Here is a 24,988-nt window from a genome sequence, read left to right as displayed (position 1 = left end):
GGTTAGGCTCCCTCCGTGGCGGCGATGTCTTTGAAGGTCCCTAAGGGGAAGTAGGGGATCATTTCTGTGGCGACCCGTTCATTGGCCGCCACCGGCGTCATGCGCCAATTGGTGGGGCAGGTGGCGAGGACTTCTACGAAGGAAAACCCCTTGCCGTCCAGTTGGTATTGAAACGCCTTGCGGATGGCCTTCTTGGCGCCAAGGACGTTTTTCACCGTGTTGACGGCCACGCGCTCACAGTAGGTCGTGCCCCCGAGGCTGGCGATGATCTCGCTCATGCGGATGGGAGCGCCTTCGCGCTCCAGACAACGGCCGCCCGGGCAGGTGGTGGTCTTTTGGCCCACCAGGGTGGTGGGGGCCATCTGGCCGCCGGTCATGCCGTACACCGTGTTGTTGACGAAGATGACGGTTACCCGCTCGCCACGGTTGGCGCAGTGCATGATTTCCGCCATGCCGATGGAGGCCAGGTCGCCGTCGCCCTGGTAGGTGAAGACCACGGCGTCGGGTCGGGCGCGTTTGACGCCCGTGGCTACGGCCGGGGCCCGGCCATGGGGGGCTTCTACGGTGTCGAGGTTGAGGTAGTTGTAGAGGAACACGGAACAGCCGATGGAGCTTACGGCGATGGTCTTGTCCACCACCCCCAGGTCGGTGAGGGCCTCGGCCACCAAGCGGTGGGCGATGCCATGTTGGCACCCAGGGCAGTAGTGGGTGGGACGATCCACCAAGACTTCCGGATAATTGGTGACGCGGATTTCCTGCATGCTGGTCTCCCGTTAGTGGTCGGCGCCAAGGGCGGCCAGGATTGGGGCTTCGAAGTCGTTGGGCGTGGGCAGGTTGCCGGGCAGATGGCCGTGAAAGGCACTGTCGGCCACCGTGCGGATGGCCAGGCGCACGTCATCCACCATTTGTCCCAGGTTGTGTTCGATGGTGAGGAAGCGTTTGCCCTGGTCGGCAAGGGCGCGCAGCATGGCCGAGGGGAAGGGGAAGAGGGTGATGGGCCGCACCAGCCCCACTCTGTGTCCGGCGTTGCGCAGCTTGCGCACCGTGCTCTTGGCGATGCGGCCGATGGATCCATACGCCACCACGACGAGTTCGGCGTCCTCCACGAGGAATTGTTCGGCGCGGATCTCCGCCTCCATGGCCTGGTACTTGGCGGCCAGGCGGGTGTTTTGTCCTGCCAAGGCCCCGTCTTCCAGGAAGAGCGATTTGATGATGCGCCCGGGTCGACCCACGGCGCCTTCCAAACACCAGCTTGCGGCCTCAGGATCAGCGGTGCGGGCGGGGGCATGAGGGGTGACCGGTTCTTTCATCTGCCCGAGGATGGCGTCTCCGAGCACTATGACCGGGTTGCGGTAGTGAAAGGCAAGGTCGAAGGCGAGCATGGTGAGATCGTAGGCCTCTTGCACCGTGCCGGGGGCGAGCACCAGGGTGCGGTAGTCGCCATGGCCGCCGCCGCGGGTGGACTGGTAGTAATCCCCCTGTGAGGGGCCGATGTCCCCCAGACCCGGGCCGCCACGATTCATATTGACGATGACTCCGGGGAGTTCGCTGCCGGCCATGTAGGAGATGGCTTCCTGCATGAGGGAGATGCCGGGGCTTGAGGACGTGGTCATGGCGCGTACCCCGCAGGCCGCGGCGCCAAGCAGCATGTTGGCGGCGGCCACTTCACTTTCCGCCTGGACGAACTCTCCGCCCGCCTTGGGCAGCTCCGCGGAAAGGAGTTCCGGGATGTCGTTTTGCGGGGTGATGGGGTAGCCGAAATAGCAGCGCATGCCCGCGGCAAGCGCCGCCCGGGCGATGGCCTCATTGCCTTTGAGGAAGACGCGCTCGCTCATGCGGCCTCCTTGGTTTTGAAGACATGGATGGCGAAATCCGGGCACATGAGGGCGCAAAAGGCGCAGCCTTTGCATTCCGCCATGCGTTCGGCAGGGACTTCGGCTACTTTGTAGCCCTGTTGGTTGAAACGGGAAGATTGCTGGATGATGCCGCTGGGGCAGGCCTGGACACAGAGCAGGCAGCCTTTGCAGCGGTCTTCCCGGAATTGGACGCGGCTTGGCATAAGCGACCTCCGAGGGGTGGGGTTAGCGGATGAGCATGGCGTCGCCATAGGAAAAAAATCGGAAACCGGATTGCACCGCTTGCGCGTAGGCGGCGCGGATGGTGGTTAGGCTCGCCAGCGCGGCGACCATAATGAGCAGGCTCGATGCGGGCAAGTGGAAGTTGGTGATGAGACTGTCCACCACCTGGAAGCGGTGGCCGGGAAGGATGTAGAGGTCGGTCCAGCCCTGGTAGGGGTGGATGCCGCCGGTTCTGACCGGCAGGCTCTCTAGGGTGCGGGCAGACGTGGTCCCTACGGCCACGACGGGCCGGCCTTGGGCCTTGGCCTGGGCAATGGCCTGGGCCGCATGCTCGGAAACCTCGATGAACTCGGCGTGCATGCGGTGCTCGCGGATGTCCGCGCAGCGTACCGGGCTGAAGGTCCCGTAGCCGACGTAGAGGCAGACCGCCACCGTCTGCATCCCGCGTTCGCGGAGGGCAGCGAGGATTTGCGGGGTGAAGTGGAGTCCTGCGGTAGGGGCGGCCACGGACCCGAGCTTGGCGGGATCGGCGTACACGGTTTGGTAGCGCTCCTCGTCCTCGTGGGTGTCGGGACGGTCGATGTACGGCGGAAGCGGCATGTGCCCGTGGCGCAGAAAGATGTCCGCAAGCTCCCCCTGCCAGGTAAGGCGCACGCGGCAGCGGCCGAAGTCCATGCGCTCGAGGACGCGCACCTCAAGGCCGTGAAAATCGAGGGCTTGCCCTGGCTTGAGGCCGCGCACCAGCCCTTCGGCCTCGGCCTGCCAGCCTGTGCCGTCCGGCTCCGGGACAATGCGGGGAAGGGGAGTGAGGAGGAGAAATTCGCTCTTGCCGCCCGTGGGCTTGGTGGCGAGCAGCCGGGCCGGCAGCACCTTGGTGGTGTTGAAGACGAGCAGCGCCTCGGAGGGCAGAAGCTGGGGGAGCTCGGCAAAGGCGTGCTCGGAAAATATCGAGCCTTCACGGGGGACCACGAGCAGTCGGGATGCCTCACGCTGTTTCGCTGGCGTCTGCGCGATGCGATCTTCAGGCAACTCGTAGATGTAGGATTGCAGGCAATAGCGTTCTGGGATAGGGGGCGAGGCAACCATGGGCGCCCCGTAGTGCAAAGGGCGCTCGCCCGCAACCCATGGGAGGCTTCCGGTCATGGACCCTGCCCTGCGCCACCTCCTTGAGCTGGATCGCCAGCATGTGTGGCATCCGTATGCCACCATGCCTGCGGCCATGCCTCCGGTGGTGGTGGAGTCCGCCCAGGGTGCCCGCCTGCGCTTGGCCGATGGCCGGGAACTCATCGACGGCATGGCGTCGTGGTGGGCGGTCATTCATGGTTATCGCCACCCCGAGCTGGATGCGGCCATCACCCGGCAGCTCTCTCGCATGGCCCATGTGATGTTTGGCGGCATCACCCACGAGCCGGCAGTGCTCTTGGCGCGGGAATTGGTGGAATTGGCGCCGGAACCGCTCTCCGTGGTGTTCTTTGCCGACTCGGGCTCCGTGGCCATGGAAGTGGCCATGAAGATGGCCTTTCAGTACTGGATGGGGCGGGGGCGGCCGGAAAAATGCCGGTTGGTGGCCCTGCGCGGCGGCTACCATGGGGATACCTTGGGCGCCATGAGCGTGTGTGACCCGGAAAACGGCATGCACGCCCATTTCGCGCGCATCTTGCCGCAGCATTTGTTTGTGCCCCGCCCGGCAGTGCCTTGGGGTGCTCCCTGGGATGACCAGGCTATGGCCGCCCTCGAGGAGGTGCTGGCGCGCCACGGAAGCGAGATCGCGGCCCTGGTGCTGGAGCCGGTGGTGCAGGGGGCGGGCGGCATGTATTTCTACCACCCGCAATTCTTGCGTGCGGCACGGCGGTTGTGCGACGCCTTTGACGTGCTGCTCATCGCCGACGAGATCGCTACCGGCTTTGGCCGCACCGGCCGCATGTTCGCTTGTGAACACGCCGGGATTTCTCCGGACATCATGGCCGTAGGGAAAGCGCTTACTGGCGGCTACCTCACGTTGGGGGCGGTGCTCGCCACTGCTGCAGTGGCCCAGGGGGTCAATGCCGGTGGGCCGGGATGCCTCATGCATGGCCCGACCTTCATGGCCAATCCGCTCGCCTGCGCCGTGGCCCGGGCATCGCTGGAACTCGTGCGGCAGGGGGGCTGGCGGCAGGCCGTGTCGCGCATGGAGGCGCTTTTGCGGGAGGGTTTGGCTCCGTGTCAGGACCTCCCCCATGTGGCCGAGGTGCGGGTACTCGGAGGGATCGGTGTGGTGGAGCTCACGGCGCCGGTGCACATGGCGGTCATACAACCCGCTTTGGTGCACGCCGGTGTGTGGGTGCGGCCTTTTGGCCGCTTGGTATACGTCATGCCGCCATACGTCATCAGCGAGGAAGACCTGGTCCACTTGTGCCAGGCCGTGGTGGCGGTGGTGGCCGCCCATCCTCCCGCGTAGGGGGCAACGTCAATCAGGTTTGGAAGAACCGAAAACAGGAGGACCTTGCATGCAACAGCGACGGATTTGGCCATGGGTGGCCGCGCTCCTTGGTGTGGCGCTCCTTGGCGGGTTGGCCCCGGCATGGGCCGCAGGCGGAGACTTGCATCACGCTGCCGAGGAGATCGGAAAAGAATTGGGCGCATTGTGGGTCATCCCCTTTGCCTGCATGCTCCTTTCCATTGCCGTCATGCCGCTTACCGTGCCGCATTTTTGGCATCATCACTACGGCAAGGTGGCGGCCTTCTGGGGGTTGGCGTTTCTTGTCCCCTTTGCCCTGACCCATGGATTCGACCTGGCCCTCTACGAAGTGGTACATACCGCACTTCTGGAGTACATCCCCTTCATTATTTTGCTTTTTGCACTCTTTACCATCGCCGGCGGGGTGTGCCTTACCGGCAGCCTCGTGGGCACGCCCAAGGTGAATGCAGGACTCCTGCTTTTGGGCACGATCTTGGCGAGCTGGATGGGGACCACCGGCGCGGCGATGCTCATGATCCGGCCGCTTCTTCGCGCCATCGCGCATCGCAAGTACAAGGTGCACACCGTGGTGTTCTTCATTTTTCTCGTGGCCAATATCGGCGGATCGCTCACGCCGCTGGGAGACCCGCCGCTTTTCTTGGGCTTCCTCAAGGGCGTATCGTTCTTCTGGACCACGGTGCATCTCTTCGTACCCATGGCCGTGATCGCCGCCATTCTCCTGACCCTGTACCTGGTCCTGGATACCGTGCTCTTCAACAAGGAAGGCCGTCCCACGCCGCCGCAAGCCAAGGGCAAGCTTGGGTTGGAAGGCACCCATAACCTTCTGCTCTTGGCGGGTGTTGTTGGCGGGGTGCTCATGAGTGGCATGTGGAACCCGGGTACGGGCTTTGACGTGTACCATGTGCACGTGGAGTTGCAAAACGTGGTGCGGGATATTCTGCTGCTCATTTTGGCGGGCATCAGCCTCAAGACCACCAGTTTTGAGACCCGGCGCAAGAACGAGTTCGACTGGGAGCCCATTCGCGAGGTGGCCAAGCTCTTTGCCGGCATCTTCCTTTCCATGATTCCGGCCATCGCCATCTTGCGCGCTGGCGAGGAAGGGGCGCTGCGGAGCATCATCGCCTTGGTGTCCGAGAACGGTCAGCCCAACCACGCCATGTATTTTTGGCTTACCGGCGCACTGTCGAGCTTTTTGGACAATGCCCCGACCTATTTGGTATTCTTCAATACCGCTGGCGGTGATGCCCAGGTGCTCATGCAGGAAGTGACTACTCTCATGGCGATTTCTGCCGGAGCGGTATTCATGGGTGCCAACACCTATATCGGCAATGCGCCTAACTTCATGGTGCGTTCTATCGCGGAATCTACAGGTGTGAAGATGCCGAGCTTCTTCGGCTACATGGCGTGGTCTATTGGAATTTTGATTCCGTGTTTTATTTTGACAACCGTGATTTTCTTCCTCTAATGCGGAAGTATGATCTCGTGGAGGATCTATGATCAAGATTGAACGCGTCCTAGTGCCGGTGGATGGATCCGATTCATCCCGCAACGCAGCAAAATATGCGAGTCACTTACTCAATGTCCGCAATCCGGTGCTCTATCTTCTGCATGTCTATGAGCCTATCAATATGACCATCGGTGGAGATGAGGCTGCCATGTTGCGTGCAGAGGAGCAGGCGAAATCCATGGCGATGCTTGAGGATTATAAGAAGATGCTCGAGCCCTGTGGCATGCGCATTGAGCTCATCGCCCGTGAAGGCCGGCCGGGGTATGTCATCCTCGATGTGCAGGAAGAGTATGACTGCGACCTCATTGTGATTGGATCCCGGGGACTTTCGGCCTTGGAAGGGGTCATTATGGGCAGTGTGGTGACTCACGTGCTCCAAGGGGCCCAATGCCCCGTGCTGGTGACGCGCAACCTGCGTCATAAGTATCTGCAGGACGCCTGCGGAATATGACGTTTGGAACTGCTGGAAATGTGCTTTCCCGGCCAGGGCGTTCTGGCCGGGATTTTTTTTGAGGAGAGGTCCGTGAGGGGCTTGACGATTCTGTGATTTTTATCACAAAGTAGATATGTGAAAAAATACAGCAGAGGGAGAGGGTTATGATGTTTTCCACTGCAGGTATCGAAGTGGCGTGGTGGGTGCCGCCGCTGACGGCCTTTGCCATTTCGCTGGGCACTTCCATGGGCGGGGTGTCCGGGGCGTTTCTTCTTCTTCCTTTTCAGATGTCGGTGCTGGGGTATGTGCACCCCTCGGTGAGCGCCACCAACCAGCTCTTCAACGTGGTGGCCATCCCCAGCGGAGTGTGGCGCTACGCCAAGGAGGGGCGCATGGTGTGGCCGCTCACCTGGGCCGTGGTGCTGGGTACCTTGCCCGGGGTGTTTCTCGGCGCGATGTTGCGCGTGGCCTATTTGCCGGATCCGCGGCGCTTCAAGCTGTTTGCCGCCCTGGTGCTCGCCTATATCGGCGCGCGTATGGTGCGCGACCTGTGGCGCGGCGGCGGCAAAAAGGACACCGGCCATGGCGTGGTGGAGGTGGAGGCCTGGAATTGGCGGCAGGTGGCGTTTACCTTTCAAGGAAGGCGGTATCAGGCCCCGGTGTGGGGGATTTTTGTCCTTTGCCTGGTGGTGGGCGTTGTGGGCGGGGTGTACGGCATCGGCGGTGGCGCCATCGTGGCCCCGTTTTTTGTCTCCATATTCGGCCTGCCGGTGTACGCCGTGGCTGGCGCGGCCCTCATGGGCACGTGCGTTACCTCCGTGGCTGGGGTGATCTTCTATCAAGCCATTGCTCCGTGGTACCCGCACCTTTCTGTTGCCCCGGACTGGAAGTTGGGGCTGCTTTTTGGTTTGGGCGGCATGGCGGGCATGTATCTGGGGGCGCGCTGCCAGCGTTTCGTGCCGTCGCGGGTCATCAAGGCCGGCTTGGTGCTGGTGCTTTTGAGTACCGCGGCCAAGTACGTGATGGAGTTTGTGGGAAAGGGCATGTGATGCCGGCTCAGAGGGATGCGTTGCGCAAAGCAGGGCATGGGAGGCTGGGAGGATGCCTGCGCAACCTCTCCTCCGTACTCAAGGGGGACGCTATGCTTCGTGTTCCTCCAAATACCGCGCCCCGGAAGTCACCGTCATCGAGGTGGGCGTGGAATTTTCCCGGAATCTGCGCCAGATCGTCGGCTGGGAGGTGGCCGCCGGATGATTTGCGGGTGCACGGCGCAGTCTCCTTGGGCACGGTGCCGGCCCGGGACGCCCGGATGGGAGTTTTTGCTTTGTGGTTGACGTCAGGGCCATCGCCGCGTACAGAAAGCCTCCCTCTCGACGGCAAGGCGTGACGTCCGCGCAGCATGTTTCGGGCGTCGTTCACTTTTTTGGAGGTCATCATACCATGTTCGCGATTGTAGAAACGGGCGGGAAGCAGTTCCGGGTGGAAGAAGGGCTGCAGTTCAAGGCGCCCAAGATGGAGGCCGAGGTCGGCGCGGAGATCGCTCTGGACCGGGTGCTTTTGGTGCAGGGTGAGTCCGGTCTCAAGGTGGGACAGCCGCTGGTGGAAGGCGCGGTGGTGCGCTGCCAGGTGGTGGACCATGGCCGGGACAAAAAGATCATCGTTTTCAAGAAAAAGCGCCGCAAGGGCTACAGCAAAAAGCAGGGCCACCGTCAGGACTTCACTTTGGTGAAGGTGACGGGCATCGAGGCCGCACTCTAGGAGGACGTCATGGCACATAAAAAGGCAGGCGGAAGTTCTCGGAACGGACGCGACAGCGCAGGTCGGCGGCTGGGTGTCAAGAAATTCGGCGGCCAGCAGGTGCTCGCGGGAAATATCCTGGTGCGGCAGCGGGGCACCAAGTTCCATCCCGGCCTCAACGTGGGCAAGGGCAAGGACGATACCTTGTTCGCCCTGGTGGATGGCGTGGTGCAGTTTGAGAAGTATTCCCGCAAGAATGTGGTGAAGACTCGGGTCAACGTGGTGCCGGTGGCCTAGCGCCAAGCCCCGTTCGCTTTCCTAGCCGCTCGGGAGTTCCGGGCGGCTTTTGTGTTTTGGGGCAGCGGCCGGCAAGGGAGGAGCCAATGCGTTTTGTGGATGAAGCCCGGATCCTTGTGCGTTCGGGACATGGGGGCCGGGGGTGTGTCTCCTTTCGACGGGAGAAGTATGTTCCCAAAGGTGGCCCGGATGGCGGGGATGGCGGCGCAGGCGGCGATGTCATCGTGCGGGCCTCGAGCCGGCTCTTGACGCTGTATGACTATCGCCATCAGTCGGTGCAGGAGGCGGAAAACGGCCGCCCTGGAGGGGGGGGCATGTGCTTTGGCCGCGCCGGCGCCCCCAAGATCGTGGAAGTGCCTGTGGGAACCTTGGTCTTCGAGGAGACCGAAGACGGCGAGGTGCTTTTGGCGGATTTGGTCTCCGACGGCCAGGAGGTCGTCGTCGCCCGCGGGGGGCGCGGGGGCAAGGGTAATGCCCACTTCAAGTCCGCCACCATGCGCACACCGCGTTTTGCCCAGCCGGGCGAGCCCGGGGAGGAGAAGCGCCTGCGTCTGGAGCTTAGGGTCTTTGCCGACGCAGGGCTGCTGGGACTTCCCAATGCCGGAAAATCCACATTTCTTTCGCGCATTTCTGCTGCACGGCCCAAGATCGCGCCCTATCCTTTCACGACGCTCACCCCGCAGCTTGGAGTGATGGAACACCCTGCAGGCACCCGCATGGTGGTGGCCGACATCCCCGGCCTGGTGGAGGGTGCCCATGCTGGTGTCGGTCTGGGGCACACCTTTTTGCGCCACGTGGAGCGCACCCGGTTCCTCGTGCACCTGGCGGCGGCCCCGGACGTGGAAGGCGAGGATCCGGGCGCGGTGTTCGCCATGCTCAACGAGGAGCTTCGCCTCTTTGACGCGGCCCTTGCCCAAAAGCCACAGCTCCTCGTGGTGAACAAGATCGATCTCTTGGACGCCCCGGCGCGTGCGCGTCTTGCCGAGGCGCTTTCCGCCGCCGGGATTTCGGCGCTCTTCATGTCCGCGCTGGACGGCGAGGGGGTGGAGGCGGTAGTGGCCGCTATGTGGGCCATGCTGGAGACTACCGAACTTGCAGGCGTGGCCCCAAATCCGGACTCCGAGGGGAAGGGGGATGGCAGATTGGCGTGAAGAGCGGCGTCGGGCTGTGGAAGGTGCCCGGCGGGTGGTGATCAAGGTGGGCAGCGCGGTGCTCACCTGTTCGGAAGGCCTGGACATGCGGGTCGTGAGCCGGCTGGTGGATCAGGTGGCGGGCCTGCATGACCGGGGGCTGGAGGTGGTGCTCGTGACTTCAGGGGCCGTGGCTGCGGGCCGCTCGGTGCTGGGTCGTGGTGCCTGCGCCTGTCTGGTGCACAAGCAGGCCGCTTCCGCTGTGGGGCAGAGCCGGCTCATGCATGCCTACGACGAGGCCTTTGCCCGTTTTGGCAAGATCTCGGCCCAGGTACTGCTCACCAAGGACGACCTGCGCAGTCGGGAGCGTTTCCTCAACGCCCGCAACACCATGTCCGAGCTTCTTGCCTGGAAGGTCATTCCCGTGGTCAACGAAAACGACACCGTGGCCGTGCAGGAGCTCAAGTTCGGCGACAACGACGCCTTGTCGGTCATGGTGGCCAACCTGGTGGGCGCGGACCTGGTGGTAAATCTCACGTCCGCGCCCGGGGTTTTTGACGACAATCCCCAGGAAAATCCGGCGGCCACGCTCCTTGCGTGCATTGAAGATATCGAGAGTCTCCCCCTTGCCGCCATGTGTCGGGGCAAGACCCAGGCCGGTACCGGCGGGATGCTCAGCAAGCTTTTGGCCGCCCGGCGGGCCGCGCGTTTGGGTATCCCCACCATCATCGTCTCGGGCCGGGAGAAGTTTGCCTTGGAGCGGGTCTTTGCCGGGGAAGCGCTGGGGACCTGGGTGCGGCCCAAACGCAATATGTCCGGGCGGAAGTTCTGGCTTGCCTACCATTTGGACCCCGCAGGCGTGGTGCAGGTGGACGCAGGCGCGGCCCAGGCCCTGCGCTCCCGCGGCAAGAGCCTCCTTGCTGCCGGTGTCGTGGGCGTGCAAGGCCAGTTCGGCGTGGGCGCTCTGGTGAAGGTCGTGGACCCCGAAGGTACTACCATCGGCGTCGGGCTGACGAATTTCAAGGCCGCGGAGCTGCGGCGCATCCAGGGGCTTTCTTCGGCGGAAATCACAGCGCTCCTGGGCACCTGTCCGCACCCGGAAGTCATCCATCGCGACAATCTCGTCCTGGACGAGACGCTCTAGTGCCCATTTCCTGTGCTTCTGTGCAAGACAGGGGCTATTGGGCGAATCTATTGATTTTTTTGTTTTTGATTTTTCAAGACAATTGGACTCTGCCGGATAAGCGCCTTAAAAGGCGCTTATTTTTATGGAAGTTGCATTCGTGTGCCCAGAATGTGGGGAGGTCTTCTATCATCATTCCTGGACGATAGAGGAGCGTCTTCAGGTGGAGGAAACGGAGCGAGGAGCCCGCTGGGTGCGTGGGCTCGTGCGGGTGGATTGCCCACTGTGTGGCAAAGTGCACCGCTACACTCCGGATGCGGTGCTCTGTCCGTGTGCATTGGGGCAGAAGCGCTGAGAATACGGCGACCAAGGAGGAAGCTATGGCTCAAGGACGGACCAATGTTTTTGCTACGACCACCGGGATCGTGGTGGTGGGAGCGATCATTGGCATTGTGGCGGCCCTGCTGCAGTACTGGGGGAACCCTGCCAACATGGGCGTGTGTGTGGCCTGTTTTGGACGGGATGTAGCGGGCGCCATCGGCCTGCACCGGGCCGAGGTGGTCCAGTACCTGCGGCCGGAGATCATGGGCTTTGTGCTCGGATCATTGGTGGCGGCCGTGATCTTTGGAGAATTCAAACCTTCCGGCGGCTCGGCCCCGGTGACGCGGTTTGTGCTCGGCATGATCGCCATGATTGGCGCTTTGGTCTTTTTGGGCTGCCCGTGGCGGGTGTTTTTGCGTCTGGCTGGCGGTGATGGCAATGCCCTGTTCGGATTGGCTGGCCTGGCCACCGGGGTGTGGATCGGCACACTTTTTTTCAAGGCCGGTTTTTCCCTAGGCCGGGCGCAGACGCAGACAGTGGCAACAGGCTTGGTGTTTCCGGCCATTATGCTGGGTCTTTTGGCCCTGCGGCTGATTTTCCCGCCGCTTCCTGGCGAGGCCCAAAGCGGCGTGCTGTGGTATTCTCTCAAAGGGCCCGGCGCGGCCTATGCCCCGATGACCGTCTCCTTGGCCGCGGGTCTGGGTATCGGGTTCTTGGCCCAGCGCAGCCGTTTTTGCACCATGGGCGCCCTGCGGGATCTCATCCTTTTCCGGCATACGCATCTCTTTTTGGGCGTGGTAGCCTTGTTTGGCGCCGCCTTGGTGACCAACGTGGTGGTGGGGCAATTCCATCCTGGATTTGAAGAGCAGCCTGTGGCCCATACCATGGGGTTGTGGAACTTCGCTGGCATGCTGGTGGCGGGCCTGGCCTTTGCCTTGGCTGGCGGGTGTCCGGGTCGTCAGCTCTTCATGGCCGGCGAGGGCAACACCGATGCCGCGCTCTTTGGATTGGGCATGCTCGTAGGGGCAGCGGTGTCGCACAATTTCGGTCTGGCGAGCTCTCCCAAAGGCATCGGTCCCCATGGCATGGCCGCGGTGGTGATCGGGCTTTTGGTGCTGGTGCTTCTTGGATGGTTCCATACGAGGAGGCAGTCATGAAGGTGGATGCACGGGGCCTTTCCTGCCCCCAGCCGGTGCTCCTTGCCCTGCAGGCCATAAGCGAGGCGGGCTCCGGTGCCATTGAGGTGTTGGTGGATACGGAGGCCAGCTGCGAAAATGTCACCCGGGCTGCGGAAGGTCGGGGCTGGAGTGTTGCCGTGACCGAGCTCCCCGGCGGCGAGTTCCGTTTGGAACTTCGGAAATGATCGCATGGGTTCGGCGCCTGGTGCGCCGCGATCCAGCGAATGCGCCGAAGCGGGGCATGTCCGATCGGGGTATGCTCCTCTTTCCCAGTACCGGAGAGGTCATCCGCGCCGAGACCGTGCTGCGGGAAGCCGGGGTAAATGTGACCGTCAAAGGTCCACCGCCGGCCCTGCGCCAGGGCTGTGACATGGTGGTGGAATTTCCCTTGGTGGAAGAGCTTCGGGTGCGGGAAGTCCTGGAGAACCACCGCCTCGTGCCCTTGCGGGTGGCGGTGGTGGAAGACCATCTCCTGGAGCCGGTGTCTCTTTTCCACGTCAAGGAGTTGGGGGACTTTCTCATGGTGCGGGCGGCCAACATGAAGGTCACGGTGCACCGCCCTTCTGGCCGCATCGTCAATGTCTCGGGTGGAGGTTGCCCGGATGTTCCCTACTTGGCCGAGGTCTTGGTGGGCCGCAGTCTTGACGACGCCCCGGAGCCCCGCTCTCTGGGCCGCACCTTATGCGGGTACGCCTTACAATTGGCCTTTACGGAGGCGCGGCGCCGATGTCGTGGCTGATTGTGGGCACGGTGCCTCGGGCGGATTTTGGCCTCTATTGGGGGCCGGCGCAGCTTGATGGGGCGGAGCTTCTCCTTGGGGACGCGCGGGTGCGGGTGGCCCGAGGTACCCCTGCCCTGGTGGCCACCGCCTTGGTGGCCGCGGCCTTTTTGCGTCTGCCCGCCCCGGATGTTCTCCTCGCCGGGGATATCGGAACCGGCGAGGGGAGCCGGCAGATCTATGCGGCGCTGGCTGCCGAGCCGCAGCGGGCGCAGGGGTCAGGGGTGACCTTCCATTATCTTATGCCCGATGTCGCAGGGCACAATCAGGTACTGTGGGCCCTGGAGGCACTCTGCCCCCGCCCTCTTTTGGTGGCGGATGCCGGGTTTATGTACGCCGCCAAGATGAGTGGTTTTGCCGCCCACTACGACCTCTTCACCCCGGACGTGGGGGAGATGGCCTTTTTGGCGGACGAATCCGCTCCGCATCCTTTCTACACGCGGGGGTTTCTCTTGCAGGACGAAGCGGCGGTGCCCGAACTCATCCGCCGCGCCTATGCCGAGGAGAACGCCGCCCGGGCCTTGCTCGTCAAAGGGCAGGTTGATTTTGTGGTGGAGGCCGGTCGCATTGTGGCGCGCATCGCTGCTCCGGACGTGCCGGCCATGGAGCCCATCGGCGGCACGGGCGATACCCTTACGGCCCTGGTCTCCATGCTCTTGGCCGCGCGCCTTTCCCTCCAGGAGGCCTGCTGCGTGGCAGCCCTTGCCAATCGTTTCTTGGGGGAGTTGGCCCAGCCCACACCAGCCTTTGGAGTGGCGGAGTTTTTGCCCTTTGTGCCAGCAGCACTTACCCGGGCGTGGGAAGCGCGGCGCTTGGGACCGCGTCCTGAGAGAGGGGACGAACCCGCGTCCTGTTGAGGGTGAGGCGGATCTGCTCCCCAGGGATATATTCCGGCGGCAGAAAGAGCTCCAGGGTACTGCCGCACACTTCCACCAGGGTGCGGGCGTTCTCGAGGCGGCGGCCAAGCACTCTCCCTTCGAGGGCAATGCCTAGGTCCGGCGCGTGGGCGGTAAGCGCGGCGTCCGGAAACACGAGGTAGGCCGGGGCTGGAGGCAGCACTTCGGCAAGGCGGGCAACCAAAGGCCCGCTTGCGACGATGGTGGTTTGGCCAAGGAGCGCAGCGGCGCTCACCGTGCCGGGATCGTCCAGCACCGCCTCCACTGGGCCGAAGCGAAGTAGCCTTCCGTGATAAAGGATGGCCAGGTGGCTGGCCAGGCGGCAGGCCTCGGTCGGGTCGTGGGTGACGATCAGGGTCGGCACCTGCGCGTGGGCAAGGAGCGCGGCGAGCTGCCCCACCAGACGCTGGCGCAGTTCTTGGTCGAGGGCTGCCAAGGGCTCGTCGAGGAGTAGCACCCGCGGCTGTGGGGCCAGGGCCCGGGCCAGGGCCACACGCTGCTGCTCGCCTCCGGAAAGCTCCCAAATGCGGCGTTTTTCCATGCCGCCAAGTCCCATATCGGCAAGGAGACTCGCCACCCGCTGGTGGATGCTTCTTCGGTCATCGCCGCGCACCACCAGGCCAAAGGCCACGTTTTCCGCCACACTCAGGTGGGGAAAGAGGGCGTAGTCCTGAAACATGACCCCCATATTGCGTCGGTGTGCCGGCAGATGGGTGATTTCCCGGTCTTCTAGAAAGATCCGGCCTTGATCCGGGCGTTCCAGGCCGGCGATGAGGCGAAGCAGCGTGGATTTGCCGCTGCCGCTTGGTCCGAGCACCGCCAGGGTGGCGTTGGGAGGAAGTTCGAGATCAAGGGGCGCAAGTTCCCAAGAATCAAAGCGTTTGGCGATGCGTTGCAGGCGCAGGATGCTCATGGGTGGGCCTTATGGGACGCGCCGACCCAGAGGCGCTGGGCCACGAGTCCCAAGACTGCGCACGTGGCAAGGAGGATGGTGGCCAGGGCCATGGCCTGGGCGTGGTTGGTGGTGCCGGGCAGGCTCAGGGAGCGGTAGATGGCCACGGGTAAGGTAGGGGTGGCGGGGCGTACGAGAAAAAGGCTCGCCCCGAACTCTCCCATGCTTACGGCCAGGCTCACGCTGGTGGCCACGGCCAGGGGCCGGGCAAGGAGCGGGAGTGTGATGCGGCCAAGGATCTGTCTGGGGCTCGCCCCCAGGGTGGCGGCGGCCTCGCCCAACTGCGGGGAAATGGCCTCCAGGGGCGGCTGCAGGGTGCGCAGCACCAAGGGCAGGGCCACCAGGGCGTGGGCCACGGGGATGACCCACGCAGCGGTACGGGCGTCCCACCAGGGCGTGCGCAGGGCAAGCAGCAGCCCCAACCCCAAGGTGGCGGCAGAGGTGGTCATGGGGAGCATGCATACGGTTTCGATGGCGGTGCGCAAGCGGCTGCGCCGGGCCCCTAGGGCAGCGGCAAGCCCCAAGGGGACGGCCAGGGCCGTGGCCAGGGCGGCGTAGCGCAGGGAGTAGGCAAGGGAGACGATGGGGGCAGTTCCCAGGGCCGATTGGCGGGTGTCCTGGGTAAGGAGGCGGTAGGCCTCCAAGCTCCAGGCGTTTTGGACGCGAAAAGATTCCAGTATCAGCGCCACAAGGGGGAGGATGAGCCCGGCAAAAAGAATGGCGCCGCAAAGGATCCCTGCCCCCTGTACGGCCCGGGGAAGCTGCCGCCACGCCGTGGGGGTGGCCTGGCCGCGCAGCGGCACACTGCGGGCACTGACGCTTGCCAGGGCAAAGAAGAGGGCGCTGCATCCAAGCTGCAGCACAGCCAGACTTCCTGCCCGGGGAAGATCCAACTGCTGCATGGTGGCCTGGTAGATGGCTACCTCTACGGTTGCGAACCGTCCTCCACCAAGAAGCAGCACCACCCCGAAGGAGCTGAAGCACAAAGCAAAGACCGTGATGGCCGCAGCGAGGATGCCCGGGGCAAGCAAGGGGAGATGGACGCGGAGGAAGATGGTCATGGGCGGCGACCCTAAAGTGGCGGCGGCCTCCGCGGTGCTTTGTGGAATCCGCGCCCAAAGGCTGGCCATGATGCGGGCGGCGAGTCCCAGATTATAGAATACGTGTGCCCCGAGAATAGCCGCCATGCCGGGGGTCTCGGCGGCACCGAAGACCGGGGCCGTGAGCCGGCCCAGAAACGAGGTGGGGTCTGCGAGCACGGCAAAGGCCGTGGCCACCACCACGGTGGGGAGCACGAAGGGGAGCAGGAGGAGCGTGGAGGCAACCCCTTGCCCCGGAAACTGCACCCGGGAGAGGAAAAAGGCCGCGGGCAGGGCAAGGACGACGCTGATGCCACTGGAAAGGAGGGCCTGGAAGGTGGTCCAGGAGAGCATCTGGTGCACGAGGGGGTCACGCAGGACGATGGCCGCTGCCTGCCAGCCTCCTTGGGCGAAGCTCACGGAGAGGATGGCCGCCAGCGGGTGGGCGAAGAAGAGGGCGAGAAAGATGAGGGGCGCCCAGGCAGTGGGCGCCACCCATGGTCGGTGTGGGCGCATCACGGGGTCATGATGCGGTTCCAGCGGGCAATCCAGGCATCGCGACGGGCGGCAATGTCCTCCGGCGCGATCCAGGCCGGGCTTTCGGCCATGCGGGCATGGCGCGTGAAGACATCGGGGAGGCGGACGCCGTGCACTGCAGGGAAGACGAACATCTGCAGGGGGATGTCTTCCTGAAAGGGCTCGGAGAGCATGAAGTCGATCCACTGGCGGGCGAGCTCGGCGTGCTTGGTCCCTTTAAGGATGCCGGCGAACTCCACCTGCCGGAAGGCTGCCCCGGGGGTGAGCACGGCGGCAGTGGGGGCTTCTGCGGTGCCGTTTTTGCCGAAGTAGACTTCCGCTGCAGGGCTGGTGGCGTAGCTGACGACAATGGGGCGCTGGCCTTTGGATGCGGCGGTGAAATCCCCCCAATAGGCGTCTTTCCAGCCCGGCCGCACCAGCACTCCGCCGGCCTTGAGTTTTTCCCAGAAGGCAAAGGCTTCGTCCTCACCGAAGCGGGCGATGGTGGTGAGCAGGAATGCCAGTCCCGGAGAGGAAGTGGCAGGGTTTTGCACGACCAAAAGACGCGCATATTCGGGCCGGAGGAGATCTGCTATGTCTTGAGGTGGGGTCATGCCGCGGCTGGCGAACCAGGCGCGGTCATAGTTGAGGCAGACGTCGCCAAAGTCGATGGGCGTTACCCGATATTCGGGATCCAGGACCAGTTCCGGCCGCACCCGTGCCAGGGCGGGCGATTGATAGGGGATAAAGATGTCTTCTTTGAGGGCACGGCTCAAAAAGGTATTGTCCACACCAAAGAGTACGTCGGCCAGGGGGGCGTGCTTGGTGAGGATGGCCTGGTTGAGGGTCAGTCCGGCATCGCCGCCTTGAAGGAAGCGGACGGTGCAATTGTGTTCCGCCTCGAAGCGGGCGACTACCTCCTTGCTGATGCTGAAGCTGTCGTGGACGAGGACGGTGAGTTCTTCGGCCGTGGCACGGATGGGAAGCGCGCCAAGCACCAAGACGAATGCGCATACGAGACGAGACATAGAAACCTCCGAGGCGTGGTGGGAATGGGGAGGCACTCGGAAGGGGGCGGCAATCCCTGCGCCGGCATGACCCGGATCAGGTTCGTCGGTCGGCTCCAGAACGGGAACCCTCTCAGCCCGGCTCCACCGGACTCCCGAATGCACGCTCCGGTTAACGAAGCGCGGCGGCCGGGGTCAAGCCATTGGCTTTGTGCTGTTTACAGCCATTGGCTTTGTGCTATCGCCGAGACCCCTCGGCCCCCTGGGCAACGCAGTATGCGCCGGGTGTCTTTCCCACGGGAGGCAACGATTCCGTGCCCCTTTGCTTTTGGAGTTTTCTTGGGGCCTTCATGTGGCTGTGGCATATCCTGTGCAATTTTTGCGACATCCCGACGCGTATTCCAAGGAGGAGAGACCAGATGCTCCCGAGCCCTTCGCTCCGAAAATCCATTGTTGGCACTGTATTGCTTTTTTCTTTTGTCCCCTTGTTTCTTTTGGGGTGGGTGGTTTATGGGATGTTTGCGTCTGCCTATCACGCAAAGGTGCGTGACAATCTCGCCATTTTTGCCGAGGATAAGCGCAATGCCATCGATTTGTTTTTGCGCGATCAGGTGGCCCAGTTGCGTGTTGCTGCGCAAAGCCATAGCCTGGCCCAGCTTTCTTCTCAGGAGTTCATGGATCGGCTGCTTTCCATCATGCAGCAAGGATCTCAAACTATAGTCGATTTGGGACTCATTGATGACGAAGGGAACCACGTGGTGTACAGCGGGCCTTATAATCTTCGTTCCATAAATTATAAAAATGAAGAATGGTTTAAAATAGTCCGTGTTCGCAAGCTATATATTAGTGATGTATTTACAGGATTTCGTGGTTTTCCACATATTATTATTGCTGTTTCTAAGCAAGAAAATGGTCGAGAATGGATTTTGCGAGCAACGATAAACTCTGAAATATTTGATTCTTTTGTTCGTCTTATTCAGATAGGAAAAAAAGGAGATGCATATATTATTAATAAAAAAGGTGAACTTCAGACAAATCCGAGATTTTCAGGAAAAGATGTCCAGGTTATTCGTCCATTGATAGATAGTAAGTTTTCTGGTGTTCGAATTCATGAAGGAATAATGCATGATAATGCTGTTTATATCGCTGGTATATGGCTGCAGGAGAAAGAATGGCTTGTAGTGATCGAAGAGGATAAGCACAGCGAGCTGGAACCACTGTTACGTACTCGTACGATGACTATTCTCGTCAGCGCTGGTGGACTGCTGTGCATCCTCCTTGGAATTTTGGTGGTAAGTCGAATGATTGTGGTCCATCAGGAACGCCAAGAGCGGGAGCAGGCGCGCCTCAACGAGGAGCTGGTGCAGTCGAGCAAGATGGCTGCCTTAGGAAAGCTTGCCGCTGGCGTGGCCCACGAAGTCAACAATCCCTTGGCGGTGATCCGCGAGCAGGCAGGGTGGATCCGTGATCTTTTGGAAGAGGAGGACATCCAGTCAAGTCCCAATTTTCAAGAACTTCGAGACGCAGTCATCAAGATAGAACAACATGTTGAGCGAGCAGGAAGTGTTGTCCACCGAATGCTTGGCTTTGCAAGACGCATGGAACCGGTACGATTTGATGTGTCTATACCAGATCTATTGCGAGAGACGGTTGTCTTTTTGCAAAATGAGATGCATTTTCGTAATATTCAGTTAAAATGGGATATAGAAGAAGATCTTCCATTGGTAGAGACCGATCCTTCTCAGCTCCAACAAGTGATTCTGAATATTGTGGACAATGCGATTGATGCCATTGGCAAGGACGGGACCATTACCCTTGGCGCTGCCTATGACGCCCAAAGCGGATGTGTCTGCATGCACATTCGGGATGATGGGCCGGGTATGGATAAGGAAATCCAGGCGCGCGTCTTCGATCCTTTCTTTACTACCAAGCAGGTGGGCGAAGGGACTGGCCTTGGGCTTTCCATCAGTTATTCTATTGTCACCCGGTTGGGCGGCACCATCCGCTTTGTCTCCCAGCCGGGTGAAGGAACGGAATTCATCATTTGCCTGCCCGTGCGCAGGGGGAGTAAGGCCGATGACCGTCACCTCGGTGAAAAATGAAATTTCCGTGCTCGTGGTGGACGATGAGCAGGATTTTGTGGACGCTCTTGTGAAGCGCCTGGCTCGCCGCGGCTTTGCGACCCAGGGTGCACTCAGCGGTGCAGAGGCCCTCAAGACCCTAGAGCGGCAGCCCGTTCATGTGGTGGTCCTCGATATCCTCATGCCAGGCATGGATGGCCTTGAGACGTTACGGTATATCAAAGAAAACTATCCTCGGGTGCAGGTGGTCCTGCTTTCAGGACATGGTGGCGAGGAACTCGGGGTGCGGGGCATGGCCTATGGGGCGTTTGCCTACCTTCTCAAGCCCGTGCCGCTTGCTCGACTCGTGGATACGGTGATCCAAGCAGCAGAATATGCGCCCGTTGCCTGAACTCTTTGCTTGGGCCCGCGGGGTCCAAGGGCGTTTGATTGCGGTTATCGTTGGTCCGCCCTTAGTGCCGGTGCTTTTAGCGTTGGGCTGCGCCCTGGTGTGGGGGGTAGGAGTCGTCCACCATGCCCATCAGGAAGTGGTGCGCCAACGGGCGACCACGGTGGCTCGCGTCGTGGAGCAATGGGTACGTCAGACCTTGGAGGTTGCTCAGGTCGTTCCTGTGGAGAGCATGCGTGCGTGGGGGGTCTTGGCCGTAGGTCGGGTGGATGATGCTGGAGAGGTGCATTTTCAGGGAGGGGTATTGGCCCCGGAAGCGGCATTGGCCGCGGCTCGCGATGTGTTGGTTCACCAAGGGCCCCTGGTGGCCGCTCCCCTGCAAACCCAACCCGTTGCTGGTGTGGTGGTGGGGGCTCGTCGCGGAGACGGCCTTCATTGGGTCTATCTCGAGGCAAACGCTCTGGCTCGTTGGCTCGATCTTGCCCGACAAAAGCGCGAGCATGTGGTCCTCCAGGTCTCAGGGGGGCGCCTGGAGCGGGGAGATGCCCCTCAAGAAGGATGGGAAATGGCCAGGGTTGGAGTCCCAGGGCTCCCCTGGCAGGTGGAAGTGGCCGCGCCGCAAGAGTGGGGCCTTTTTGTGGAGCGGTGGCTCGGGCTTTTTTTGGCAGCGGTTTTGGTGGCTGGCGGGGCGCTGGTGGTGGGTGTCGCCTTGCGCACGAGTAGTGCGGTGACGCGGCTTTTGGCCCAGTATCACACCGAGCAGGAGAGTTTGCGCGAGGCCCTTTCTCGAGCTGAGCTTTTGGCCCAGTTGGGGACCATGGCTGCCGGTTTTGCCCATGAAATCAATAATCCTTTGCAGGTCATGAAGAGTGAGCATGCCTATATGCGCATGCTTTTGGAGCAACTGCGCGCGGTTTGTCCCGATGCCTCAGGGCCAGGAGAGGAGCTTTTGGAAAGCATGAGCCAACTTGAGGGACAGATCCAACGCTGCAGTCGCATAACCCACGCCATCTTGGGGTTTGGTCGCCTTTCTTCTGGCGCAGAGTCCCGGGTGGTGGATTTGTGTCGTTTTGTGCCGGAAGTGGTTTCCACCTTTCATTCCATGGCCGAGGGTATGGGTGCCCAATTGGAGACATCCGCTCTACCCGAGCCAGTCATGGTACGCCTAGATCCCGCCAAACTCCAGCAAGTGCTTGCCAATCTTATCGTCAACGCCCTTCATGCTGTGGAAGGCCGAGGGCCCCAGTCACGGGTGACGGTACGGGTGGAAGTTGCCGAACACGGCGAGGAGACGTGCATCGTGGTGGAGGACAACGGGTGTGGCATTGCTCCTGAGCACCAGGAAGCCATTTTTACTCCGTTTTTTACCACCAAGGCTCCGGACCGGGGAACAGGCCTGGGGCTGCCTATTTGCCATGCCCTGGTGCAGGCCATGGGCGGGCGTATAGATTTTTCCAGTGAGCTTGGCCGGGGCACGCGTTTTACCGTAACGCTGCCTCGTCTTCCCCTTATCCGTTCCTAAGGAGAATGCCATGGAGGAGCGCCAGCGCAGTCATGTATTGCTCGTCGATGATGAGACTGCCTTTACCAAGGTGTTGGCCAAGGTTTTGGAGCACCAGGGGTTTGTGACCTCTTCGGCTGCCAGCGCTGGGGAAGCTTTGGAGTTTTTGCAGATGGTCGAGCCGGATGTTATCGTCCTTGATGTGCGGATGCCGGGACTCTCCGGGGTGGATGCCTTGCCGCGCATTCGGGCGGTGTGCCCTCGGGCGCCGGTCATCTTGCTCACCGGTCACGCCACCTTGGACGATGCGGCCAGGGCGGTGGAACAGGGCGCCTTTGATGTGCTCCACAAACCCTGTGACACAGCGATCCTCGTGACCCGTTTGCGAGAGGCCGTGCAAACCTCTCGCGGTCGCAATCTCCACGCTGGAGACATCCTTGTGCCAGTGGACCAATGTTTGGTGACGGCGCCGTCCTGGAGCGTGGGACAAACCTTGGGGGCCTTAGAGCACTGGTCAGAAGATACGGTCGTCTTGCTGATGGAAGACAGCGCTCTTCAGGGCATTTGGGACCCCGGTCTTTGGGTGAAGGCCTTGGCGAGCCGGCCTTGGCCGACCTTGTGGCGGGATCCTGTGGCCAGTGTCTGCTGCGCGCCGTCATGGGTGGATGCGCATTGTACTCTGGTGGAAACCGCAGCCCAGGTGGCTCTCCATGGGATAGTAGCCGTGGGGATGGCTGGGAGCTTGGCGGGGGTTATCGGCCCTCAGCAACTCCGCGCGGCGGCAGTGCGATGGGGCTGGGGCCGGGGAGCATGAACCCTGATTGGGCAGGGCATTAGTGCGGCGCGGGGCGGGCGACGAGCACCACCCCCCGCACTCCTGGGCAGGATGCCCGGGCGTGGTCTTCCCACACATTCACCACCTGGGCATACCCCACTGCTTCTCCACCTGGAAGGACAACGGCGAGGCGGGTCTCTGGAGTGAGTCCGTGGCGGCTTCCCCAAGGCACAGTGAGCCGGCCCCGGTGATCAATGGTGGTCTCCGCCAAGTTTTGCAGCGCAAGCAGCTTCTCAAGGGTCGAGGAGAGACGGTAGATGGCAATCGCCGTGCCCCCCCCGCACGTGGCCAGTATGGCGGCTATCAGGTAGGGGTGCACGCCAAGGGTGCGGATGAGGACGCTTGGGGCAAGACGCTGCGCATGCGCGGCGGAGGAGACCACGCGAATGTGGAATTCTTGGGCGGGAGCGCCCGGGAAAAGGACGGACGCCGTGAAATTTCCCTCGGGGGTAGTCTCTGGGGCGGTAATGGTCCCCAGCCACTGGTTGCCGCCGAGGTAGTATCCCGTCTGTTGGCCGCGCAAGGCAAAAGAGAGGGGCGGCTGGATATGGATGCTGGCCTGGGATGTGGCGTTGGCTGGAACCCAGCCGGAGATGGGGACGCTTTCCCCTGCAATGATCACGAGTTGCGAAGCATCCTGCCTGGCCATGTGCTGGAGTCCATCCGCCACCGCCCCAAGGGCCAGAAGCAAAAAGAGGGAGGCGATGCCTCCCAGGATGCGACGCTGGGTGAAGAGTTGCTGGATGCGAGGACTCATGCCGCCTTCTCCCGCATAAGGCGGCGCCGGAGGAAAAAGAACGCCACGAGGGTTGGCAGCAGGAGCCCAAAGAAGGTCTTCATGAAGGTGGGAGTAAAAGTGTCCGGGGTGCGGTGTGCCTGGTACATGGCGATACAGAGGTAGCCCAAGACCAGGGCATCCAGGGTGACGACGAACCACCAAGGGGAAGAGGATCTCATGATGGCCTCCGTGGGCAAGGGCAGGGGGCATGCCCCCTGCCGTGGGTTGACGTTACTTTTTGTAGATGTCCGTTTGGGTGATATTCATGAGTCGCAGAGCCTGACCTGGCTGCTTGTAGTACACCCGAATCTCGTCACCGGCCTGCCATACGGTCTGGGGGCGTTGGATGTCCGCCTCTGCCACTTCGATGGTCACCAGGGTCTTTTGCCGGCTGGAATAAATGGTCACGGTCCGTTTGGCGGCGTCCACTATAGGGAACTTCTTGCCCGCCACCAAGGGGTGATCTTTGGTGATTTCTGTCTGCTTATCCACCAGCTTGAAGGGGATGTGGACAAAGTTTTGGATCGCAGCGTCGAAGATCACCACTTCGTTCTTTTCCATGTCCAGCTTCATGCGTCCGCCGGGGCGAGGTTCTGGCCCCATTTCTGCGGGATCTGCGGGGATTTTGAAAGTGACTGGAGGCAGGTGGGTATAATCAGGTTTGCCTTGTACCGCTGAGGTGTCCCGGATGATGGTGACCTCGCCTTTGGCCTTGTCATAGGCCACGGTGCGGCCTTGTTCCACCTTGCCTTCTTCCAGGCATCCGGTCACGAGAAACAGGCTTGCCGCCACGACGAAGAATGCAGTGCGATGTAGTATTTTCATGGTTTCCTCCCTCTGCTTAGCTCGCGACACCACGTTTTTTGGCAGCAATCTCCGCCTTAGCTCCCTGAACCATGCGCACGAAGATATAGAGCGACATGGCAGCGACCAGACCATTGACCAGGATGGTGGCTGAGATGTCCATGGCATCCTTGGTAGATGGAACTGCAGCGCCAACGAGTTTCATGACAATGGATACGGCGCAGCCGATGACCGCCCACCCGAATACATATCGGATACCGTATCCATGGATGTATTTGGTTGCCACTGCCCCAACCTGGGCACCCATGGAAGCGCCGACGAGCATGATAATAGCGGCAACAAGCTCAGTTCGTCCTTTGTAGGTATAGGAAGCCGCTCCATAGAGACCGGAGATCATGACTTCAAAGAGGTCGGTGCCTACTGCTACGTGCGTGGGACATCCCAAAAGATAGATGAGCGAAGGCATGCGGATGAGTCCACCGCCGATGCCGAGGATGCCAGCCAACCACCCGGTGAAGAAAGAGACCGCGATAGGCAGCCACGCAGAACAATAGATGCCTGCGACATTGAGGTGTACCATGGGAGGAATTTTGATTTTATGCAGGGTCTTATGCCATTCCACGCCCACGGCTTCTTCGGGATCGCGACCTAAACGCCGGGCTTCTTCTTCGCGCCTTTTCTTCTTGTGGACGTCGTAAAAGACGAGCCAGGCGATGAACGCCAAAAGCACCAAGTAGATGTAGCGGACGACTTTATCCACCGAACCTAACCGCTCGAGCCACATGATCATTTGGGCGCCTACCTCGAATCCGCCTACGGTGCCCACGAGCATGATAATGCCGAGCTTGTAGTCGACGTTACCGAATTTGCCGTGTCGCATGGTGGACACCAACGATTTGCCGGCCATGTGCGCGATGTCGGTGCCGATGGCAAAGGCCATGGGGAAACCTAAGATATTGAGTCCAGGGGTCACCATCCATGCGCCGCCCATGCCAAAGAACCCACCGATAATCCCCACTCCCACACCGAGGATGATGAGTCCGGGCCAGAAAATATCCACGCCGGCAATAGGCATGTGTACGTAAAGCCAATCCATTGCATCCTCCTTTGA

28 protein-coding genes, 1 pseudogene and 1 riboswitch are annotated in these 24,988 nt (G+C 61.6%); of the genes and pseudogenes, 18 read left to right on the top strand and 11 right to left on the bottom strand.

Going from position 1 to position 24,988, the window contains the following annotated elements; all coding sequences use genetic code 11:
* Nucleotides 1-2 precede the first annotated feature (2 nt).
* Genes QMF81_RS09990 through queA form a run of 4 tightly spaced genes read right to left on the bottom strand, consistent with a single transcriptional unit; the run spans nt 3 to nt 3,164 of the window.
* A complete protein-coding gene (locus tag QMF81_RS09990; RefSeq protein WP_281750658.1) occupies nt 3-761 on the bottom strand; it encodes a thiamine pyrophosphate-dependent enzyme in 759 nt (252 codons plus the stop codon).
* Between the two features lie 12 nt (nt 762-773).
* Nucleotides 774-1,835, bottom strand: a complete 1,062-nt coding sequence (locus QMF81_RS09985) for a 3-methyl-2-oxobutanoate dehydrogenase subunit VorB (RefSeq protein ID WP_281750657.1) — start codon at nt 1,833-1,835, stop codon at nt 774-776.
* Nucleotides 1,832-2,059, bottom strand: coding sequence for a 4Fe-4S binding protein (locus QMF81_RS09980; RefSeq protein ID WP_281750656.1), 228 nt, complete (start codon nt 2,057-2,059; stop codon nt 1,832-1,834). The genes QMF81_RS09985 and QMF81_RS09980 overlap by 4 nt, the downstream gene beginning before the upstream one ends.
* 22 nt (nt 2,060-2,081) lie before the next feature.
* Nucleotides 2,082-3,164 carry a tRNA preQ1(34) S-adenosylmethionine ribosyltransferase-isomerase QueA gene (gene queA / locus QMF81_RS09975; protein ID WP_281750655.1) on the bottom strand — a complete coding sequence of 361 codons (1,083 nt, stop codon included), beginning with the start codon at nt 3,162-3,164 and terminating at the stop codon, nt 2,082-2,084.
* Between the two features lie 55 nt (nt 3,165-3,219).
* Here queA and bioA point away from each other — a divergent pair, with 55 nt between their 5' ends.
* The 14 genes and pseudogenes from bioA (at nt 3,220) to QMF81_RS09905 (ending at nt 13,897) form a co-directional block, all read left to right on the top strand.
* Nucleotides 3,220-4,515 carry an adenosylmethionine--8-amino-7-oxononanoate transaminase gene (gene bioA / locus QMF81_RS09970; protein WP_281750654.1) on the top strand — a complete coding sequence of 432 codons (1,296 nt, stop codon included), beginning with the start codon at nt 3,220-3,222 and terminating at the stop codon, nt 4,513-4,515.
* A gap of 49 nt (nt 4,516-4,564) precedes the next feature.
* A complete protein-coding gene (locus QMF81_RS09965; RefSeq protein ID WP_281750653.1) occupies nt 4,565-6,001 on the top strand; it encodes a sodium:proton antiporter in 1,437 nt (478 codons plus the stop codon).
* Between the two features lie 28 nt (nt 6,002-6,029).
* Nucleotides 6,030-6,494 (top strand): universal stress protein, encoded by a 465-nt coding sequence (locus QMF81_RS09960; protein ID WP_281750652.1) that lies wholly within the window; start codon nt 6,030-6,032, stop codon nt 6,492-6,494.
* Between the two features lie 146 nt (nt 6,495-6,640).
* Nucleotides 6,641-7,525 carry a sulfite exporter TauE/SafE family protein gene (locus tag QMF81_RS09955; RefSeq protein WP_281750651.1) on the top strand — a complete coding sequence of 295 codons (885 nt, stop codon included), beginning with the start codon at nt 6,641-6,643 and terminating at the stop codon, nt 7,523-7,525.
* Nucleotides 7,526-7,577: 52 nt separating this feature from the next.
* The gene (locus QMF81_RS09950) at nt 7,578-7,730 is read left to right on the top strand and encodes a hypothetical protein (RefSeq protein WP_281750650.1); all 153 of its coding nucleotides are present in this window, start codon (nt 7,578-7,580) and stop codon (nt 7,728-7,730) included.
* A gap of 186 nt (nt 7,731-7,916) precedes the next feature.
* On the top strand, nt 7,917-8,234 hold the full coding sequence (gene rplU / locus QMF81_RS09945; RefSeq protein WP_281750649.1) for a 50S ribosomal protein L21: 318 nt from the start codon (nt 7,917-7,919) through the stop codon (nt 8,232-8,234).
* A 9-nt stretch (nt 8,235-8,243) separates the two neighbouring features.
* Nucleotides 8,244-8,510 carry a 50S ribosomal protein L27 gene (gene rpmA, locus QMF81_RS09940; protein ID WP_281750648.1) on the top strand — a complete coding sequence of 89 codons (267 nt, stop codon included), beginning with the start codon at nt 8,244-8,246 and terminating at the stop codon, nt 8,508-8,510.
* A gap of 86 nt (nt 8,511-8,596) precedes the next feature.
* Nucleotides 8,597-9,604: pseudogene (obgE, locus tag QMF81_RS09935) on the top strand (GTPase ObgE); the annotation flags it as partial.
* 40 nt (nt 9,605-9,644) lie between these two features.
* A complete protein-coding gene (proB, locus tag QMF81_RS09930) occupies nt 9,645-10,784 on the top strand; it encodes a glutamate 5-kinase (RefSeq protein ID WP_281750647.1) in 1,140 nt (379 codons plus the stop codon).
* A 124-nt stretch (nt 10,785-10,908) separates the two neighbouring features.
* Nucleotides 10,909-11,118: a hypothetical protein gene (locus QMF81_RS09925; RefSeq protein WP_281750646.1), complete on the top strand. Its 210-nt coding sequence runs from the start codon at nt 10,909-10,911 to the stop codon at nt 11,116-11,118.
* Between the two features lie 25 nt (nt 11,119-11,143).
* Complete coding sequence (gene yedE / locus QMF81_RS09920; RefSeq protein WP_281750645.1) at nt 11,144-12,241, top strand: YedE family putative selenium transporter; 1,098 nt, start codon at nt 11,144-11,146, stop codon at nt 12,239-12,241.
* Nucleotides 12,238-12,447 carry a sulfurtransferase TusA family protein gene (locus tag QMF81_RS09915; RefSeq protein WP_281750644.1) on the top strand — a complete coding sequence of 70 codons (210 nt, stop codon included), beginning with the start codon at nt 12,238-12,240 and terminating at the stop codon, nt 12,445-12,447. The genes yedE and QMF81_RS09915 overlap by 4 nt, the downstream gene beginning before the upstream one ends.
* Before the next feature lie 56 nt (nt 12,448-12,503).
* Nucleotides 12,504-13,001, top strand: a complete 498-nt coding sequence (locus QMF81_RS09910) for a DUF3343 domain-containing protein (RefSeq protein WP_281750643.1) — start codon at nt 12,504-12,506, stop codon at nt 12,999-13,001.
* A complete protein-coding gene (locus QMF81_RS09905; RefSeq protein WP_281750642.1) occupies nt 12,989-13,897 on the top strand; it encodes an NAD(P)H-hydrate dehydratase in 909 nt (302 codons plus the stop codon). The genes QMF81_RS09910 and QMF81_RS09905 overlap by 13 nt, the downstream gene beginning before the upstream one ends.
* On the opposite strand, the gene QMF81_RS09900 is transcribed toward QMF81_RS09905, so the two are convergent.
* From QMF81_RS09900 to QMF81_RS09890, 3 genes are read right to left on the bottom strand one after another with little or no spacing between them, the layout of a single operon-like run.
* Entirely contained in the window at nt 13,827-14,849 is a 1,023-nt protein-coding gene (locus QMF81_RS09900; protein ID WP_281750641.1) for an ABC transporter ATP-binding protein, read from the bottom strand. The two genes, QMF81_RS09905 and QMF81_RS09900, sit on opposite strands and share 71 nt — an antisense overlap.
* The gene (locus QMF81_RS09895) at nt 14,846-16,483 is read right to left on the bottom strand and encodes an iron ABC transporter permease (protein WP_281752966.1); all 1,638 of its coding nucleotides are present in this window, start codon (nt 16,481-16,483) and stop codon (nt 14,846-14,848) included. The genes QMF81_RS09900 and QMF81_RS09895 overlap by 4 nt, the downstream gene beginning before the upstream one ends.
* Nucleotides 16,483-17,511, bottom strand: a complete 1,029-nt coding sequence (locus tag QMF81_RS09890) for a thiamine ABC transporter substrate-binding protein (RefSeq protein ID WP_281750640.1) — start codon at nt 17,509-17,511, stop codon at nt 16,483-16,485. Before QMF81_RS09890 ends, QMF81_RS09895 begins: the two co-directional genes overlap by 1 nt.
* Before the next feature lie 36 nt (nt 17,512-17,547).
* A riboswitch (TPP riboswitch) is annotated at nt 17,548-17,659 on the bottom strand.
* Nucleotides 17,660-17,909: 250 nt separating this feature from the next.
* Between QMF81_RS09890 and QMF81_RS09885 the strand changes: the two genes are divergently transcribed.
* Genes QMF81_RS09885 through QMF81_RS09870 form a run of 4 tightly spaced genes read left to right on the top strand, consistent with a single transcriptional unit; the run spans nt 17,910 to nt 22,274 of the window.
* Nucleotides 17,910-19,592 (top strand): PAS domain-containing sensor histidine kinase, encoded by a 1,683-nt coding sequence (locus tag QMF81_RS09885; protein WP_281750639.1) that lies wholly within the window; start codon nt 17,910-17,912, stop codon nt 19,590-19,592.
* Nucleotides 19,567-19,962 (top strand): response regulator, encoded by a 396-nt coding sequence (locus QMF81_RS09880; RefSeq protein ID WP_281750638.1) that lies wholly within the window; start codon nt 19,567-19,569, stop codon nt 19,960-19,962. Before QMF81_RS09885 ends, QMF81_RS09880 begins: the two co-directional genes overlap by 26 nt.
* Nucleotides 19,946-21,481 (top strand): HAMP domain-containing sensor histidine kinase, encoded by a 1,536-nt coding sequence (locus tag QMF81_RS09875; protein WP_281750637.1) that lies wholly within the window; start codon nt 19,946-19,948, stop codon nt 21,479-21,481. Before QMF81_RS09880 ends, QMF81_RS09875 begins: the two co-directional genes overlap by 17 nt.
* Nucleotides 21,482-21,491: 10 nt before the next feature.
* On the top strand, nt 21,492-22,274 hold the full coding sequence (locus QMF81_RS09870; RefSeq protein ID WP_281750636.1) for a response regulator: 783 nt from the start codon (nt 21,492-21,494) through the stop codon (nt 22,272-22,274).
* Between the two features lie 19 nt (nt 22,275-22,293).
* Here the strand turns inward: QMF81_RS09870 and QMF81_RS09865 are convergent, their stop codons facing one another.
* From QMF81_RS09865 to QMF81_RS09850, 4 genes are read right to left on the bottom strand one after another with little or no spacing between them, the layout of a single operon-like run.
* A complete protein-coding gene (locus QMF81_RS09865) occupies nt 22,294-23,052 on the bottom strand; it encodes a hypothetical protein (RefSeq protein ID WP_281750635.1) in 759 nt (252 codons plus the stop codon).
* Complete coding sequence (locus QMF81_RS09860) at nt 23,049-23,252, bottom strand: hypothetical protein (protein ID WP_281750634.1); 204 nt, start codon at nt 23,250-23,252, stop codon at nt 23,049-23,051. The genes QMF81_RS09865 and QMF81_RS09860 overlap by 4 nt, the downstream gene beginning before the upstream one ends.
* Before the next feature lie 52 nt (nt 23,253-23,304).
* The gene (locus tag QMF81_RS09855; RefSeq protein WP_281750633.1) at nt 23,305-23,898 is read right to left on the bottom strand and encodes a DUF4881 domain-containing protein; all 594 of its coding nucleotides are present in this window, start codon (nt 23,896-23,898) and stop codon (nt 23,305-23,307) included.
* 16 nt (nt 23,899-23,914) lie between these two features.
* Entirely contained in the window at nt 23,915-24,973 is a 1,059-nt protein-coding gene (locus QMF81_RS09850) for a sulfite exporter TauE/SafE family protein (protein ID WP_281750632.1), read from the bottom strand.
* Between the last annotated feature and the right edge of the window lie 15 nt (nt 24,974-24,988).

Origin of the sequence: Thermodesulfomicrobium sp. WS, from assembly GCF_027925145.1 — a bacterium.
Taxonomy (GTDB): Bacteria; Desulfobacterota; Desulfovibrionia; order Desulfovibrionales; family Desulfomicrobiaceae; genus Thermodesulfomicrobium.
This window is presented reverse-complemented; position numbering and strand designations above follow the sequence as displayed.